The organism is Microbulbifer aggregans, from assembly GCF_001750105.1.
GTDB classification, from domain to species: Bacteria; Pseudomonadota; Gammaproteobacteria; order Pseudomonadales; family Cellvibrionaceae; genus Microbulbifer; species Microbulbifer aggregans.
On sequence record NZ_CP014143.1, the window covers coordinates 2253995 to 2269307 of the forward strand.

The following is a 15313-nucleotide window of genomic DNA, read 5'->3' on the forward strand; positions in this document are numbered from 1 at the left end:
GCCGGCATGACGACAGGAAGGTCGGTCAGGCCAGCTCGCGCAGTACCTTGAGCGGTGGCTCGCTCACCGAGCTGCGGCAGGCCAGGGTGCCGGCGGTACCCACCAGCAGTGCGCCCGCAATTGGCCCCGCAACCCATAGCAGCGGGTGCAAGGTGAAGGGCAGCTCGAACACTCGCTGCGACAGCACCGCCAGCGTGGTCTCTGCACCGGCGGCTGCCAGCAGGCCGGCGGCAACGCCGAGCAGGCCGAACTCGATCACCAGGCTTTGCAGCAGCAGGCGGCGGCGTCCGCCCAGTGTGCGGATAATTGCCGCTTCCTGCAAACGCTCGGCGATACTGGCACGTACGCCGGCAATCAGCACCAGCACACCGGCTACGAGCATCAGCGCCATCACCGACTCGATGGCCAGGGAGACCTGGCTGATGGTGTCGCGGATGCGCTCGATGATCTTGTCGAGCTCGATCACGGTGACGCTGGGGAAAGCGCGCACCAGATCGTTCACGAACAGTTTTTCCTCCGGCGGCAGGTGAAAACTGGTGATGTAGGTCGCGGGGAAATCCTCCAGGCTGCCGGGCGCGAACAGCATGTAGAAGTTCGGGCGCATGCTGTTCCAGTCCAGTGTGCGCAGGCTGGTGATGGTGGATTCCACTTCCAGTCCGCCGATGGAAAACTTCAGCTGGTCGCCCAGCTTCAGGTTGAGGCGTTCCGCCAGTTCTGCTTCCACCGAGACGCCTTTATCCGTATCCACACTCTCCCACCAGTCGCCGGCGACGATGCGGTTGTCGGGAGCGAGGTTTTCCGTCCAGCTCAGGTTCAGCTCCCGGCGCAGGGCGCCAGCCTGTTCCTTGCGCTCTTTTGCCGGTACATCGTTGATGGCGACCAGTCGGCCGCGCACCATCGGGTAGAGCTCAGTCGAGGTGACGCCGTTGTCGGTCAGAAGGCGCTCGACATTCTCTTTCTCATACGGGGCGATATTGATCAGGAAGTGATTGGGGGCATTGTCCGGCAGCTGCATGCGCCACTCATCAATGAGTGCAGTGCGCGCAAAGACCATCGCCAGCATGGCCAGCAGGCCGGTACCGAAGGCGGCAATCAGCAGGGTGTTGAAGGCGGCCCGGCGCTGCAGGCTGCCCAGCGCGATACGCCAGCTGCCGCCCAGCTTCGCCAGCCGGCCGCGCACCAGCAGTCGGTTGACCAGCGCACTGCCACCCACCAGCAGGGCCATGCCGGCAAACAGGGCCAGAGTGATCGGCAGGCTACCGGACAGCCACCAGATCAACAGCAGCATGGAGGTAGGGCCGAGCACCAGACCCAGCCACTCGCGCCGGTCAGGGTTGCTCCAGTCGCGGCGCAGGGTCTGCATGGGGTCGGTGCGGGCGAGACGGAACAGCGGTGGCAGGGCAAAGCCGAGCGCGCAGGCGAGGCCGGTCACCAGGCCCACCAGTAGCGGGTTCCAGCCGCTCGGGGGCGGGTCGACGGGGAAGAAATCCGCCATCAGGCTCACGGCCTGGGCCTGAATCAGGCTACCCAACAGCAGACCGGCAGCGGTGGCGATCAGTGCCAGTGCGGCCAGCTGGCCCAGATAGATGCCCAGCACCTTGCCGCGGCCGGCGCCGAGGCTTTTCATCACGGCCACGTAGCTGGTATGACGCAGGCTGTAACGACGCGCGGCGAGGCCCACGGCGACACTGGCCAACAGCACGGCGAGGCTGCCGGCCAGGAACAGGAAACGCTCGGCCCGGTCGAGGGCGGAAGCCACACGGGGCTGCCCCTCGCGCAGGTCGATCACCCGCTGGTGCTCGGTGAGACGGGGCTCCAGCCATTTGAAATAGTTGTTCAGGGCGACATCGTCACCGGCGAACAGGTAGCGGTACTGCACGCGGCTGCCGGGCTGCACGACATTGGTGGCTTGCAGGTCGTCCCGGTGCATCATCACCCGCGCGCCCATGGAAAACAGGTTGTCGCTGCGATCCGGTTCATGATCGAGCAGGCCGGTAACGGTGAAGTCGGATTCGCCGATCTGCAGGTTATCGCCGATCGAGAGCTCCAGCAGTGGCAGCAGGCGGGGTTCCATCCACACCTCACCCCGGGGTGGACCCTGTTGTACCACGCGGGGTTCGGCGTTGGCGCCGGGCCGCATCTCCAGGTGGCCCACCAGTGGGTAACCGTCGCTGACCGCCTTGATGGCGGCGAACTGGAACTGGTCACCGGCGGACAGCATGGAGGCGAACTGGACCGTCTGTGCCTGCTCGAGACCGCGGTCGGCCGCCTCGTCGAGCCAGGCCTGTTCGACGGGTTTACTGCTGTTCACCACCCGTTCGGCGGCGAGGAAGGTCTGGGACTGGATATACATGGCGCGGGTGAGGCGATCGCTGAAATGGGCGATGGCGGTCACACAGGTCACCGCCAGCACCAGCGCCGTGGCGATCAGGGCCAGCTCGCCGCCGCGCCAGTCGCGACCGAGCAGCTTCAGTGGCAGCAGGGGATTGGCGGAAGACATCAGGCAGACACCTCCGACAGGCTGCCGTCGTCGCGGCCGGCCGCCACGGCCACTTCACCGGCGGCCATGCGCAGGTGGGCCTGGCAGCGCTGGGCCAGCCGCTGCTCGTGGGTGACCAGTACCAGGGTGGTGTCGGATTCCGCGTTCAGCTGGAACAGCAGGTCGATGATCTTTTCGCCATTGCCGGCGTCGAGGCTGCCGGTGGGCTCGTCTGCAAACAGGATGCCGTCACTGCCACTGATACTGCAGAAGGCGCGGGCAATGGCGACCCGCTGTTGCTCACCGCCGGAGAGCTGGCGCGGATAGTGGTGCAGCCGGTGTTCAAGGCCGACACGCTTGAGGAACTCTTCGGCGCGCCCGGCGGCGTTGCGCTCGCCGCGCAGCTCACTCGGCAGCATGACATTCTCAAGGGCGGTGAGGCCTGGCAGCAGCTGGAAGGTCTGGAACACGAATCCCACCGAGCGGGCCCGCACGGCGGCCCGCTGTTCCTCATCCATTGCGGTGATCTCCTCGCCGGCCAGCCAGATACGCCCTTCGGTGGGTTTGTCGAGGCCGGCCAGCAGGCCCAGCAAGGTGGATTTGCCCGAGCCGGAGGCGCCGGTGATGGCGAGGCTCTCGCCGCGGGCCAGTTGCAAGGAGATGTTGTTCAGCAGGGTGAGGGGACCTTCATTGGTGGTCACCCGGTGGATCAGGTTCTCGGCCCGAAGCATGGCGGTCATCGAAACTCTTCCTTATTGTCGGCAATTGCGCAAAGCTGTGCGTATAAGCGGTTATACGCAAAAAGCAGTGGAGAGTATGACATGACGACAGATTTTTTCCGGCGCTTCGGCCTTCACCTCGGCCTGTGTTTGCTGCTGCTCGCCCCACTGGGCGTGGCCCGGGCCGGAACGCTGCTGGTGCTGGGAGACAGCATCAGTGCAGCCTACGGTTTGGAGCAGGCCGACGGCTGGGTGGAGTTGCTGCAGTCGCGGCTGGAGCAGGCCGGTGAAAAGGTAAAGGTTGTGAACGCCAGTGTCAGTGGCGAGACGACCTCTGGTGGTCTGGCGCGCCTGCCGCGCCTACTGAAGGAACATGAACCGCGCTGGATGATTCTGGAGCTCGGCGGCAACGACGGTCTGCGCGGCTATCCGCCGCAGGCGCTGCAGCGCAACCTGCAGCAGATGATTCGCCTGGCCCGGAATGAGGATGTGGAGGTGCTGCTACTGGGCATGCGCATGCCACCGAACTATGGCCGCGCCTATACGGAGGCCTTTGCCGGCGTCTACCCGAAGGTGGCGGAGGCTGAGGAGGTGCCCCTGGTGCCCTTCTTCCTGGAGCCCATCGCCCTCAAGGAAGGCGCCATGCAGACGGACGGCATCCACCCCACCGCGGAGGCGCAGCCGGCGCTGCTGGACCACGTCTGGCCCTGCGTGCAGCAGTTACTGGAGGATGGGGTGAACAGCGAGTCGTGTACTCCGTGATCGAAATGCGTACAATCGCGGCCTGATTTCCGGGGCAGAGTCGACCTGATTGGCGGCGCTGCCGGCGGTGACTCGTCGCGGGACACGCTGTGGATGCGTCCTCGCACGCTCTACACGGCCATCCATGGCCGTGTAAGGTCCCGCGACGAGCCCCCGCCACCAGCGCCTGCGCATATGGCGTCGATGCCCCGGACCTTGAGGTCTGTATTCAGAGAAGCACCATGTCCGAACTGGAAAATCGCCGCGAGCGGCTGGAATTCAACAAGCTGCAGAAGCGCCTGCGCCGCAATGTGGGCCGCGCCATCGCCGACTTCAACATGATTGAAGAGGGCGACAAGATCATGGTGTGCCTGTCCGGTGGCAAGGACAGTTACGCGATGCTGGATATCCTGCTGAACCTGCAGAAGACCGCACCGGTCAACTTCGAGCTGGTGGCGGTCAATATGGACCAGAAGCAGCCGGGTTTCCCGGAGCACATCCTGCCCGAATACCTGCAATCACTGGGGGTGCCGCACCACATCGTGGAAAAGGACACCTACTCGGTCGTGAAGGAAGTGGTGCCGGAAGGTAAGACCACCTGTGGCCTCTGCTCGCGCCTGCGGCGTGGAACCCTGTACGGCTTTGCCGAGGAAATCGGGGCCACCAAAGTGGCGCTGGGTCACCACAAGGACGATATCGTCGAGACCCTGTTCCTGAATATGTTTTACGGCGGCCGCCTGAAGGCGATGCCGCCGAAGCTGCGTGCCGACGACGGCCGCAATATCGTGATCCGCCCGCTGGCCTACTGCCGCGAGTCGGATCTGGTGAAGTTTGCGGAACACAAAGACTTCCCGATCATTCCCTGCAACCTGTGCGGCAGCCAGGAAAACCTGCAGCGTCAGGCGATCAAGAAGATGCTGCAGGAATGGGATCGGCAGTTCCCGGGGCGTAGCGAAAATATTTTTGCGGCACTCACGAGAGTATCCCCGTCACAGCTGGCGGACGGGGACCTTTACGACTTCGTGAACCTGGAGCTGGATCGTACTAAGCCAGCGGCTGCTGTGCGTGACGATCAGGCAATAGAGCGCCGGGTGAACTCCTGGGTGCCGGATGGCGACGAAGGGGAGGAGGCTCCCCTGTATATCGAGGCGCTGAATCTGTAGGGTCGGCACCGCTCACCAGCTGCGCGTAACTCTGCTCGAAGTCCCGTTGGGACGCTGCAGGGCCGTGATGGAAATGCTGGTGCCAGAGCCTCGCCATGGTGGGGACGTCATCCTCCGCCACCTTGTCGGCGTCCGCGGCCCGGTAGATTAGCCAGGCAATGGCCGTCGCATAGCGGAGGTTGGTGGTCAGCTCACTGTGCGGGTGATCCAGGAAGTCCCGCTGACTCGCCAGCCCGCGCACCTTGGAGGCGAGCGCGGGGTGCCCAATCAGGTAGTCATCCCAGATCTCGCGGTGGGTGTGCGGTTGAATTTGATAAATGCCAAGTCCATGGCGCCGGCCCTGCTTGAGATGAAAACCGAGCTGCGACTCCTGCGCGGCTGTACCCAGCAGCAGGTTTTCCATTCCCGCAGACCAGGCTCTCAGGTGCTTGAGGGTCGGACGAATGACCAGCAGTCGTAACTCGTCCAGACAGATGCCCATAGTGTTGTCAGTTCTCCGTGTCTCTTCCCAATATTTAGTTTGTGGATTGAGCTGGCGCCAGCTAATGGGTAGATTTACGCGCAATAAACACAAAAATTAATGGCGACGCCTATTCTCATTGCCATCTGTGCAAGGACTCGCTAACCGGGTTCGAGGCTGGGCCGGCCGCCAACAAAGCTGAAAGGGAGTTCCCATGTCCGGACAATGGCTCGTCGCGCTGACCTTTGTCGCCTATCTCGCGTTGATCCTCTTGATCGGCGTTTACGCCTATCTGCGCACCAAGAACGCCAGCGATTACTTCCTCGGCGGGCGCTCTCTGCCACCGGCGGTGGCGGCGCTGAGTGCCGGCGCGTCGGATATGAGCGGCTGGCTGTTGCTCGGCTTACCGGGTGCGGCTTATGCCAGCGGACTCTCCTCTGGCTGGATCGCCATCGGGCTCTTCTCCGGCATTGTGCTGAGTTGGACGGTGATGGCGCGACGCCTGCGTATCTACACCTATGAGCTGGACGACGCCCTGACGGTGCCCGCCTACCTGCACCGCCGTTTCAATATGGGGCATCCCTATCTGCGCACGCTGTGCGCGTTTTTCATCCTGCTGTTTTTCCTTTTCTACGTGGCCTCGGGCCTGATTGCCGGCGGCAAGCTGTTCGAGACCGTGTTTGGCTGGGATTACCGCTGGGCGGTAGTGATCGGTGCGGCGGCAGTGATCTCCTACACATTGTTTGGTGGCTTCCTGGCGGTCTCCTGGACGGACGTATTTCAGGGCCTGCTGATGAGCCTGGCGCTGGTGATCGTGCCGCTGGTGGTGATCATGGATGAGGGCGGCTTTTCCGCCAGCTGGGGCAAGTTGCAGCAGCAGGTGCCCGAGTTGATGCACTGGATGCGGGACAGCAGTGGGCAGACCCTGGGCATCGTGGCCATTCTCAGCTCCCTGGCCTGGGGGCTCGGCTACTTCGGCCAGCCCCATATCCTCGCCCGCTTCCAGGCGGTGCGCAGCGCTGATGATGTGCCGGTGGCCGCGTCGGTGGCTGCTGTCTGGTCACTGGCTGGTTTCCTCGGCGCCATGGCGGTGGGCCTGTTCGGGCACCTGGAGCTGGCCCAGGTCCTGGCGGACGGCGAGCGGGTATTCATGGCGCTGGTGGAGGCCCTGTTCCACCCGGTAGTGGCCGGGGTGCTGCTGGCGGCAATCCTGTCCGCCATCATGAGTACAGCGGACTCCCAGTTGCTGGTTTCCTCTGCGGCGCTGGCGGAAGATATCTACCACGTGTGGTTTGGCCGCAGCACCAGCCCCGAGGCGATGGTGAAAGTGGGGCGCTGGGCGGTGGTCGCGTTGTCCCTGGTCGCAGTCTGGGTCGCTATGGAGCCGGACTCCAAAGTGTTGGATGTGGTGGCCTATGCCTGGGCTGGACTCGGTGCGGCCTTTGGGCCGGCGACACTGATCAGCCTGTTCTGGTCGCGCATGACCGGTGCCGGCGCCATTGCCGGTGTGCTGGTAGGCGGCATGACGGTGCTGGTGTGGAAACAGCTCTCCGGCGGCATCTTCGATATCTACGAGTTGTTGCCGGGCTTTGTTTTCTCCGCAGCTGCTATCGTGATAGTTAGCGCAGTGACGAAATGTCCTGCCGAGGTGGCCCAGCGACACCGCGAAATCGTGGGCTGAGCTACCTGCTCAAGGCTGTGCGGGACGCATCGCCGCAGACCGGGCCGGCAATCGCCGGCCGGCGGTTACCTCGGCGGCAGAGCGTGGTCGCCGAGGGCGAAAAGGATTTCCATCCGCAGGAATTAACCACAACGCGGTTGGAGATACTGGGTGATAGAAGTTCATCTCGGTGATATCACTCGATTACAGGTCGATGTAATCGTCAATGCGGCCAATCGCCACCTGTCCGGTGGTGGTGGGGTCGACGGGGCCATCCACCGCGCGGCGGGGCCCGAACTGTCTGAGGCCTGCCGCGCGATCGGCGGTTGTCCGGTCGGTGAGGTCAGGGCCACACCGGCATTTTCCCTCCCTGCAAAACGCATCTACCACACGGTGGGCCCCGTGTGGCGAGGCGGTAATCTCGGCGAGCCAGAGCTGTTGTCCAGCTGCTATCGGCACTGCCTCTCCCTGGCGCGGCGCGAGGGAATGAAATCCATTGCCTTCCCGGCCATCAGTTGCGGGGTCTATGACTATCCGCCGGAACTGGCGGTGGAGATCGCCGTTGACCAGGTCCAGGATCACTTGGATCGGGAGGCGCCCCCAGAGCAGATTATTTTCTGCTGTTTCGACGCGCGGATGGCGGATCTCTATCGCCTCCAGTTGGAGGCGGTCGTGCGCCGCTGAAGCGCAGTTGATTCTTGTCCTCGCGTCCAACATTATTGGCGCACACTACGCACAATAAAAACACGCGAGGATGAGAGTATGCGCAGCGCGGAACAGTGGTTCTCGGAGTACGGCGAGAGCCACCAGAACCCTACCAATAAGGCGATCCACTGGATTGCGGTGCCGGTGATTTACGCTACGGTGGTGGGTTTGGTCTGGTCCATTCCCCAGCCGGCGTTTATGGCCGAGATTCCCTGGCTGAACTGGGCCGTGGTGGCGCTGGTGCCGGCACTGATGTTCTATGCCGTGATGTCCTTCTCCCTGGCGCTCGGTATGGTCGCTATCAGTGTTGTTTGCCTGTGGGGCTGGTCGGTCGTCGACCGGCTTGGGTTCAGCGTCTGGCAGGTGTCGCTATTACTCTTCGTGGTGATGTGGATCTTCCAGTTCATCGGCCACCATGTAGAGGGCAAGAAACCGTCCTTCTTCAAGGATGTGCAGTTCCTGCTGATCGGTCCGGCCTGGGTGATCGGCTTCCTTTACCGGAAACTGGGTATCCGTTACTGAGTTCTGGGGCAGTTGCCCGATATCAGCCCGGCTGTCCGGCCGGGCGCAACTCACCGGTTGTAATGCACCGGTACTTCCAGTGTTTCCTTCACCTGCTCCATCACCACATAGCTGGTGCATTCCTGTACTTCGGGCAGGGTGAGTAGTGTCTCACCGTAAAACTTCCGATAAGCGCTCATGTCTGCCACTCGCGCCTTGATCAGGTAATCGAAGTTGCCTGAGACCAGGTAACACTCCTGTACCTCCGGTAGCGCCGCCACCGCGTTGCGGAATTCCTCGAACGCATCCTGGGCGGATCGGTTCAGGCGGATCTGCACGAAGACCACCAGGGCCGCATCGAGAAACTCCGGGTTGATCAGGGCGGTATAGCCCTGGATAACGCCGTCACTTTCCAGCCTCCGTACCCGTTCTACACATGGCGTCGCAGTCAGGCCCACCTGGCGGGCCAGTTCGGCATAGCTGGTGCGTCCATTCTTCTGTAGAACGCGCAGGATGTTGCGGTCGATGGTGCTGAGTTCATTGGCGCGTTTGCGCATGGCGGGCTCCCAAGTGGTCGATTCGCTTAAAAAAGCATCTTTTTAACGGCATAGCCAGTGGAATCCACTGGTTATGAGAAAAATCTACCACAAATTCACTTGAAGGTCGGCCCTATACTAGCCGAAATCACAGAGGCAGGACGAAAAACCGGCCAGTGAAGCGCGGGCGTCCTTCAATTTTGAGGAGTAGAGAAAAATGTTGATTGGTGTACCAAAAGAGATCAAAAACCACGAGTACCGTATTGGCCTGACTCCGGCCAGCGTACGCGAGCTGATCAGCCACGGCCACGAGGTAATCGTGCAGAAAGACGGTGGCTCCGCCATCGGCTTTACCGATGAAATGTACGTTGAAGCGGGTGCCCGCATCATCGATACGCCGGAAGAAATCTTCGCCACTGCTGACATGATCGTCAAGGTGAAAGAGCCGCAGCCCCACGAGTGCGAGATGCTGCGCCCCGGCCAGATTCTTTACACCTACCTGCACCTGGCACCCGATCCCAAGCAGACCGAGCTGCTGGTGAAGTCCGGTGCAACCTGTATTGCCTACGAAACCGTGACCGACCGCTTTGGCGCGCTGCCGCTGCTGGCTCCGATGTCTGAAGTTGCCGGCCGTATGTCCGTACAGTGCGGCGCCCACCACCTGGAAAAAGCCCAGGGCGGCCTCGGCGTTCTGCTGGGCGGTGTTCCCGGCGTTGCTCCGGCCAAGGTGCTGATCATCGGTGGCGGTGTAGTGGGTACCAACGCAGCCAAGATGGCTCTGGGTATGGGCGCCGACGTGACCATCCTGGACCGCTCCCTGCCGCGTCTGCGTCAGCTGGACGATATCTTCGGCGGCGCTGTGCGCACCGAGTACTCCACCAACGACGCGATCGAGTCCCATGCTCTGGAATCCGACCTGGTGATCGGTGCTGTTCTGATTCCGGGTGCCGCAGCGCCGAAGCTGCTGACCCGCGACATCATCAGCCGCATGAAGAAGGGTGCCGTTGTTGTGGACGTGGCGATCGACCAGGGCGGTTGTTTCGAAACCTCCAAGGCGACCACTCACCAGGAGCCGACTTACGTCGTCGACGGTGTGGTGCACTACTGTGTTGCCAACATGCCGGGCGGTGTTGCCCGTACCTCCACCATGGCCCTGAACAACGCTACCCTGCCGTTCGCCGTTTCCCTCGCCAACAAAGGTGCCAAGCAGGCCCTGCTGGACGACGCCAATCTGCTGGAGGGCCTGAACGTTCACGCCGGCATGGTGACTTACCAGGCAGTGGCCGATGTACTGGGCTACGAGTTTGTAGATCCGAAGCTTGCCCTGCAGAAATCTGCAGTGCAGCAGGGTGAAGTGGCCTGATCGGCCGCTTTACCGCGCTTGATTGAGTAACGTGCTTATTCTTGTTTGAGCAGACTTTCTCCCCAGGGGCGCGAATGTGCCCCGCTCTGTGAGACCCGGTGGCGGGAGCCACCATTTTTGAGCCGCGTATTTACGCGGCTTTTTTATTTCTGCTTTTCTAGTGCTGCCGGGTGGGGGCGGAGAGACTGCGGGTCCCGGTCAGACCGCTGGGCGGTCTCCGGGGATTCTGGACATCAGCAGGTAGGCGATACCGATCATCACCGGTACCGAGGCGACGGCCAGCATGCCCTTGAGTGCATGACCGCTCGGGTCGGGGGTGAAGAAGCCCATCAAGGCGAGCCCAAGGGCAATGGCGACCCAGATAATGCCGGTGCGGACGTCGCGCTTGGGGTGAGCACCATAGATCCTCATCTGCTCTACCACCGACGCGGCCATCTGATTGTCTTTTTCCAGTGCGAGGCGAATGGTTTGCTGCACTTCCAGGTTGGCTTTCTGGCGGAAATGCAGAGCCATCCAGACCAGCAGGCCCACCAAAAGAAAAAATGCAAAGGGGATCAGTAGGGCGAGAGTGCCTTCATTCATGATTGTCGTGCTCCTGGTTTAAGTCGATGCCGGAAATCGGCGTTGCTTAATCAATAGATGCGCGACAGGGGGTGTTTGGATGCAGTGACGTCAGCGCCCCGGGAAAAGACGCCCGAGAAGCACTGGCAATGCCGTCTCGACCCGCAGGATTCGTGGCCCCAGGTGTACGCCCTCGAAACCCTTTTCCTGCAACTTTTCAACCTCGTAGGGAATAAAGCCCCCCTCGGGCCCGACTGCCAGGGTAACGGGCTCGTCCATATCCACCGGGCAGGGGCTGTCTGTGACCGGGTGCGCAACCAGGCGGCGGGAATCTGCGGCGATCTCGTCCAGCTCATCCTCGACAAAAGGCTTGAACCGCTTGCGCAGTTCGATGGTGGGCATGCGGGTGTCCACGGCCTGTTCGAGCCCGAGCAGGCACAGTTCGCGCAACTTCTCCGGTTGCAGCCAGGGGGACTGCCAGTAGGACTTCTCTACCCGATAAGCATTGACCAGATAGATTCTCTTGGCCCCGAGTGTGGTGACATGCTCGATGATGCGCTTGAGCATTTTCGGGCGGGGCAGGGCGAGTATGACTGTCAGAGGCAGTGGTGCGGGTGCGGACTGCTGCAGCGTGACCTCGAGTTCCACCCGGTTGTCATCGATATCCAGTACCCGTCCGCGACCGATGGCGCCGTCGAGCAGCCCAACCTTGAGCCTGTCACCGGGTGCTGCGCGGTGCACCTGCTGGATATGCGCATGTCGACGGCCGGTCAGCGTTACGCGGGTCGCTTCGGTGAAATCTTCGGGAAACAGAATAATAAGATTCAAAGCGCTGTTCTCAGGCTGCTGCCGTGCTGTTGTCCTGTTGCAGGGGCAGGTGTGACCTCTCGCTTTTCCCATGGGCTGGCGCAAGAGGCACAGTGGGAAAGCGTCCTGTCAGCGGGAAGCGCTGGCTTCCGCGCCCTTGCCCAGGCCTTCATAGGCGCGCACCCGCACAATGCGTCCCTTTTCCTCCTCGGCAATGGTTTCGGCGATGTACTGCGCCAGCTGCTCGACAGTGGTGTCACAGGTCACCAGTTCGCAGCGGCTGGCGGGCAGGGTGAGGGTAAACTTGCCCTGTCGGGCGGTATAGGCGAACCCGAGTTGATCTCCACCTTCACTGCCATGCAGATCCTCTCTGGTACCCAGGTAGATGTCCCGCCAGCGCTCGGCCCAGCGCTCCTCCCACTCCGGGTCTCGCGTCCCGTCGACAAAGATCTGTATCCGCGAGCGGTGGCCGTGGGCGATGCGCTGACAGTTGCCGTCGTGCTTTTTCAAGCCGTGGCTGTAGTGGTAATAGGGGTCGTCGATGTGCTCGCTGCAAAACTTCAGTTGGAGTTTTGCCACGCTGCCGGGAAAGGCACCGCTCAGCTGGGTAACGCACCAGGCGGCGGCACTCTCTTCAAAAATTTCCTCGGCTTCCACCAGGGCAAAAGCCTGCTCTGGCCCGCCCACAGTAATCTCGCCACCATCCTTGAGCTTCCAGGTGAGCGCCAGAGTATCTCCGCTTCGCTGTAGCTCCAGATGGGGGGATTGCACTGGCACCAGCAAGCGGTGATCCACCTCGTCGTCGAGCCAGTTGCGCAGGGTTTTCTTCACGATCCCGAAGTCACACACCATTCCCTGATCGTCCAGCGCCCCGTCGAGAGCGGCGCTTGCGAGCCAGGTCTCGCCCACCAGGCCGCGAGCGTGGTCCAGGTAGCTGAAATCTACATTGGTGAGGTTGTCGACAAACAGGTGCATGAACTGCCTTAGCGGTTGGAGTCAGGGAAAGGGTTAAAAACGCGGCCCATAGTATAACCGCTAACAGGGGTAGAACTCGCGCCTGCGAGTCTCTATAATCGCGCCCTCTTCGATGCTGATCGCACGTCGATATCGGTCGGAGTCTTAAGCCAAGCTTAAGTAGTGTAGTGGCGGCCCTTCCGGTCCCCTCGCAATGAACAGCTGTGAACCCCGCCAGGCCCGGAAGGGAGCAACGGTAGCAGTGACGTCATGTGCCGAGGGTGTGCTGGTTGGGCTGCCTCCATTTCTGCCCTCTGAAATTCCCATTCCCCACCATTCCCCCGCCATTGCCACAGCCCCGGGCTCATGCAGTATTTTTCTCCGCAGAAGCCGCTTCGCAGGGAATAATGTGCCGATGTTTCGTGCTGAACCGCCATCCGGTCCCGCGTAGTCTTGTCCCTATGCTATAAACGGCGTCACTTGTAACCGATTCCGATAAAGACAAAGAGGGAACCGATGAAGAAACTTGCTCTGGCGATTGCGGCCACAGTGGTTTTTGCCGGTTGTGATAGCGGCGAAACCGGAAAAGAGACTACCCAGCCGACAAATGCTGCGGCCCAGGTGAGCAGTGAGGCCGCCCAGGGTGCCCAGAACGGCGGCGATCTGACCGCGGCTGATGCCAAGGCGTTCCTGGAGGAAGCCCAGTCCCGCCTGGCCGAGATGGCGGAAGAGCTGAGCCATGCGAGCTGGCTGGCCTCCACCTACATCAATACCGACTCCCAGTATGTGGAGTCCCTCGCCTCCGAGCGTTTCACTTCCCTGGCCGTGGAGCTGGCTAACGAGGCGGCGCAGTTTGACGACCTGCAGTTGGATGCTGAAACCCGCCGCCAGCTGACCATGCTGAAGCAGGCACTGGTTCTGCCAGCGCCCAAGGACCCGAAACTCACCGCGGAACTGGCCCAGATCCAGTCCAAGCTGCAGGGCATGTACGGTTCCGGCAAGTACTGCACCGGCGAGGGTGATGCAGAGAAATGCTACAGCCTGACCGAGATGGGTCGCCTGATGGCCGAGAGCCGCGATCCGGAACAGCTTAAGGATCTGTGGGTTGGTTGGCGCAAGGTGTCCCCGCCGATGAAACCGCTTTACGAACGCCAGGTGGAGATCGCCAATGCCGGTGCGCAGGAGCTGGGCTATGACAACCTCAGTGTCATGTGGCGCTCCAAGTACGACATGGGTGCCGATGACTTTGCCGCGGACATGGACAACCAGTGGAACAAGGTGAAGCCTCTGTACAAGGCGCTCCACTGTCACGTGCGGGCCAAGCTCAACGAGCGCTATGGTGATGACGTGGTGCCGCCCAACGGCAAGATCCCCGCACACCTGCTCGGTAACATGTGGGCCCAGGAGTGGGGCAATGTCTATGACGTCGTCAAAGACGAGGATATGGAGGCGCCCTACGACCTCGATGCGCTGATCCAGGATTCTGGCATGAGCGAAAAGGATATGGTCAAGGTGGGTGAGAAGTTCTTCACCTCGCTTGGCTTCAAGCCGCTGCCCGAAACTTTCTGGGAGCGCTCCCAGTTCACCAAGCCCCGCGACCGCGATGTCGTCTGCCATGCCAGTGCCTGGAACCTGGACAGCAAGGATGATATCCGCATCAAGATGTGTATCCAGAAGACGGCCGATGATTTCATCACCGTGCACCACGAGCTGGGCCACAACTTTTACCAGCGCATCTACAAAGACCAGCCGTTCCTCTACCGCGAAGGCGCCAATGATGGTTTCCACGAGGCGGTGGGCGATGCCATTGCACTGTCCATTACGCCGAAGTACCTGAAGGAAATTGGCCTGATGGACGAGGTGCCCGGCAGCGACAAGGACATCGGCTTCCTGATGCGCCAGGCGCTGGACAAGATCGCCTTCCTGCCGTTCGGTCTGATGGTGGATAAGTGGCGCTGGCAGGTATTCGATGGCGAGGTACAGCCGGGCGACTACAACAAGGCCTGGTGGAAGCTGCGCGAAGATTACCAGGGCATCCAGGCCCCGGTAGCACGCACTGAGGCGGACTTTGATCCGGGTGCGAAATATCACATTCCTGGCAACACCCCGTACGCTCGTTACTTCCTGGCGCGTATTCAGCAGTTCCAGTTCCACCGCGCTCTGTGTGAAGCCGCCGGCGAGCAGGGACCGCTGCACCGCTGTTCCATCTACAACAACGAAGCGGCCGGCGAGAAACTGCGCGACATGCTGGCCATGGGCGCAAGCAAGCCGTGGCCGGATGCCATGGAAGCGATTACCGGTCAGCGTGAGCTGGATGCCTCTGCCATCATTGACTACTTCCAGCCCCTGATGGCGTACCTGGAAGAGCAGAACAAAGACCGCCAGTGCGGCTGGGAATAATCGCGCGCTGAGCGAGCATTGCTCGCTGCGCGATTATTCGCCTGGCCAGGGAAGGCCGGGCCGGAATTAGCCCCATGGAAGGCTGCTTGCGAAAAACTTCCCCGCGCGTACGGCGAGCACTGCTCACCGCGTGGCTGTTCTCAAGGAAAAAGGTCGCCCGGCCAAGGCAGGTTTTTGCTCCCTGCAAAACCTGCATTTCCGCCATCTGTGGCGGTCAGGCGCCGGGCCGGAATTAAATCCAGAGAAGACTGCCAGCGACAGGGC

At 61.7% G+C, this 15313-nt stretch carries 14 protein-coding genes and 1 other RNA gene; 8 read left to right on the top strand and 7 right to left on the bottom strand.

Features of this window, described 5'->3' with window-relative positions; translation table 11 throughout:
• Window positions 1–25 precede the first annotated feature (25 nt).
• On the bottom strand, window positions 26–2500 hold the full coding sequence (locus AUP74_RS09730) for an ABC transporter permease (protein WP_226999750.1): 2475 nt from the start codon (window positions 2498–2500) through the stop codon (window positions 26–28).
• Window positions 2500–3219 (bottom strand): ABC transporter ATP-binding protein, encoded by a 720-nt coding sequence (locus AUP74_RS09735; protein WP_069947408.1) that lies wholly within the window; start codon window positions 3217–3219, stop codon window positions 2500–2502. Before AUP74_RS09735 ends, AUP74_RS09730 begins: the two co-directional genes overlap by 1 nt.
• An 81-nt stretch (window positions 3220–3300) precedes the next feature.
• On the opposite strand from AUP74_RS09735, the gene AUP74_RS09740 reads away from it, so the two are divergent.
• Together AUP74_RS09740 and ttcA are read left to right on the top strand one after the other, a co-directional pair.
• Window positions 3301–3960, top strand: a complete 660-nt coding sequence (locus tag AUP74_RS09740) for an arylesterase (protein WP_083260913.1) — start codon at window positions 3301–3303, stop codon at window positions 3958–3960.
• Between the two features lie 221 nt (window positions 3961–4181).
• Window positions 4182–5102 (top strand): tRNA 2-thiocytidine(32) synthetase TtcA, encoded by a 921-nt coding sequence (ttcA, locus tag AUP74_RS09745; protein WP_069947409.1) that lies wholly within the window; start codon window positions 4182–4184, stop codon window positions 5100–5102.
• Here ttcA and AUP74_RS17055 read toward each other — a convergent pair.
• On the bottom strand, window positions 4984–5583 hold the full coding sequence (locus AUP74_RS17055) for a hypothetical protein (RefSeq protein ID WP_193427333.1): 600 nt from the start codon (window positions 5581–5583) through the stop codon (window positions 4984–4986). The two genes, ttcA and AUP74_RS17055, sit on opposite strands and share 119 nt — an antisense overlap.
• 193 nt (window positions 5584–5776) lie before the next feature.
• On the opposite strand from AUP74_RS17055, the gene putP reads away from it, so the two are divergent.
• The 3 genes from putP to AUP74_RS09765 all read left to right on the top strand — a co-directional run bounded on the left by putP (window position 5777) and on the right by AUP74_RS09765 (window position 8449).
• The gene (gene putP, locus AUP74_RS09755; RefSeq protein ID WP_069947411.1) at window positions 5777–7243 is read left to right on the top strand and encodes a sodium/proline symporter PutP; all 1467 of its coding nucleotides are present in this window, start codon (window positions 5777–5779) and stop codon (window positions 7241–7243) included.
• Between the two features lie 150 nt (window positions 7244–7393).
• Complete coding sequence (locus tag AUP74_RS09760; RefSeq protein WP_069947412.1) at window positions 7394–7906, top strand: O-acetyl-ADP-ribose deacetylase; 513 nt, start codon at window positions 7394–7396, stop codon at window positions 7904–7906.
• 78 nt (window positions 7907–7984) lie between these two features.
• The gene (locus AUP74_RS09765) at window positions 7985–8449 is read left to right on the top strand and encodes an Mpo1 family 2-hydroxy fatty acid dioxygenase (protein ID WP_069947413.1); all 465 of its coding nucleotides are present in this window, start codon (window positions 7985–7987) and stop codon (window positions 8447–8449) included.
• A gap of 50 nt (window positions 8450–8499) precedes the next feature.
• Here AUP74_RS09765 and AUP74_RS09770 read toward each other — a convergent pair whose 3' ends face one another.
• Window positions 8500–8985 carry an Lrp/AsnC ligand binding domain-containing protein gene (locus tag AUP74_RS09770; protein ID WP_069947414.1) on the bottom strand — a complete coding sequence of 162 codons (486 nt, stop codon included), beginning with the start codon at window positions 8983–8985 and terminating at the stop codon, window positions 8500–8502.
• A gap of 196 nt (window positions 8986–9181) precedes the next feature.
• Between AUP74_RS09770 and ald the strand changes: the two genes are divergently transcribed.
• Window positions 9182–10327 (top strand): alanine dehydrogenase, encoded by a 1146-nt coding sequence (ald, locus tag AUP74_RS09775; protein ID WP_069947415.1) that lies wholly within the window; start codon window positions 9182–9184, stop codon window positions 10325–10327.
• Between the two features lie 198 nt (window positions 10328–10525).
• On the opposite strand, the gene AUP74_RS09780 is transcribed toward ald, so the two are convergent.
• The 3 genes from AUP74_RS09780 to AUP74_RS09790 form a co-directional block, all read right to left on the bottom strand.
• Entirely contained in the window at window positions 10526–10909 is a 384-nt protein-coding gene (locus AUP74_RS09780) for a DUF6249 domain-containing protein (RefSeq protein WP_069947416.1), read from the bottom strand.
• Between the two features lie 90 nt (window positions 10910–10999).
• Window positions 11000–11716 carry a 16S rRNA (uracil(1498)-N(3))-methyltransferase gene (locus AUP74_RS09785; protein WP_069947417.1) on the bottom strand — a complete coding sequence of 239 codons (717 nt, stop codon included), beginning with the start codon at window positions 11714–11716 and terminating at the stop codon, window positions 11000–11002.
• Between the two features lie 108 nt (window positions 11717–11824).
• Complete coding sequence (locus AUP74_RS09790) at window positions 11825–12670, bottom strand: 6-carboxytetrahydropterin synthase (RefSeq protein ID WP_069947418.1); 846 nt, start codon at window positions 12668–12670, stop codon at window positions 11825–11827.
• Window positions 12671–12847: 177 nt separating this feature from the next.
• Here AUP74_RS09790 and ffs point away from each other — a divergent pair.
• Window positions 12848–12944, top strand: an RNA gene (ffs, locus tag AUP74_RS09795) — signal recognition particle sRNA small type.
• A gap of 221 nt (window positions 12945–13165) precedes the next feature.
• Window positions 13166–15049, top strand: a complete 1884-nt coding sequence (locus tag AUP74_RS09800; RefSeq protein WP_069947419.1) for a M2 family metallopeptidase — start codon at window positions 13166–13168, stop codon at window positions 15047–15049.
• The last annotated feature ends 264 nt before the right edge of the window (window positions 15050–15313 follow it).

What these genes read in the sequence shown, in the direction of transcription:
- AUP74_RS09730 (WP_226999750.1), bottom strand. Translation starts at nt 2,500, where the DNA reads ATGTCTTCCGCCAATCCCCTGCTGCCACTGAAGCTGCTCGGTCGCGAC.
- AUP74_RS09735 (WP_069947408.1), bottom strand. Translation starts at nt 3,219, where the DNA reads ATGACCGCCATGCTTCGGGCCGAGAACCTGATCCACCGGGTGACCACC.
- AUP74_RS09740 (WP_083260913.1), top strand. Translation starts at nt 3,301, where the DNA reads ATGACGACAGATTTTTTCCGGCGCTTCGGCCTTCACCTCGGCCTGTGT.
- ttcA (WP_069947409.1), top strand. Translation starts at nt 4,182, where the DNA reads ATGTCCGAACTGGAAAATCGCCGCGAGCGGCTGGAATTCAACAAGCTG.
- AUP74_RS17055 (WP_193427333.1), bottom strand. Translation starts at nt 5,583, where the DNA reads ATGGGCATCTGTCTGGACGAGTTACGACTGCTGGTCATTCGTCCGACC.
- putP (WP_069947411.1), top strand. Translation starts at nt 5,777, where the DNA reads ATGTCCGGACAATGGCTCGTCGCGCTGACCTTTGTCGCCTATCTCGCG.
- AUP74_RS09765 (WP_069947413.1), top strand. Translation starts at nt 7,985, where the DNA reads ATGCGCAGCGCGGAACAGTGGTTCTCGGAGTACGGCGAGAGCCACCAG.
- AUP74_RS09770 (WP_069947414.1), bottom strand. Translation starts at nt 8,985, where the DNA reads ATGCGCAAACGCGCCAATGAACTCAGCACCATCGACCGCAACATCCTG.
- ald (WP_069947415.1), top strand. Translation starts at nt 9,182, where the DNA reads ATGTTGATTGGTGTACCAAAAGAGATCAAAAACCACGAGTACCGTATT.
- AUP74_RS09780 (WP_069947416.1), bottom strand. Translation starts at nt 10,909, where the DNA reads ATGAATGAAGGCACTCTCGCCCTACTGATCCCCTTTGCATTTTTTCTT.
- AUP74_RS09790 (WP_069947418.1), bottom strand. Translation starts at nt 12,670, where the DNA reads ATGCACCTGTTTGTCGACAACCTCACCAATGTAGATTTCAGCTACCTG.
- AUP74_RS09800 (WP_069947419.1), top strand. Translation starts at nt 13,166, where the DNA reads ATGAAGAAACTTGCTCTGGCGATTGCGGCCACAGTGGTTTTTGCCGGT.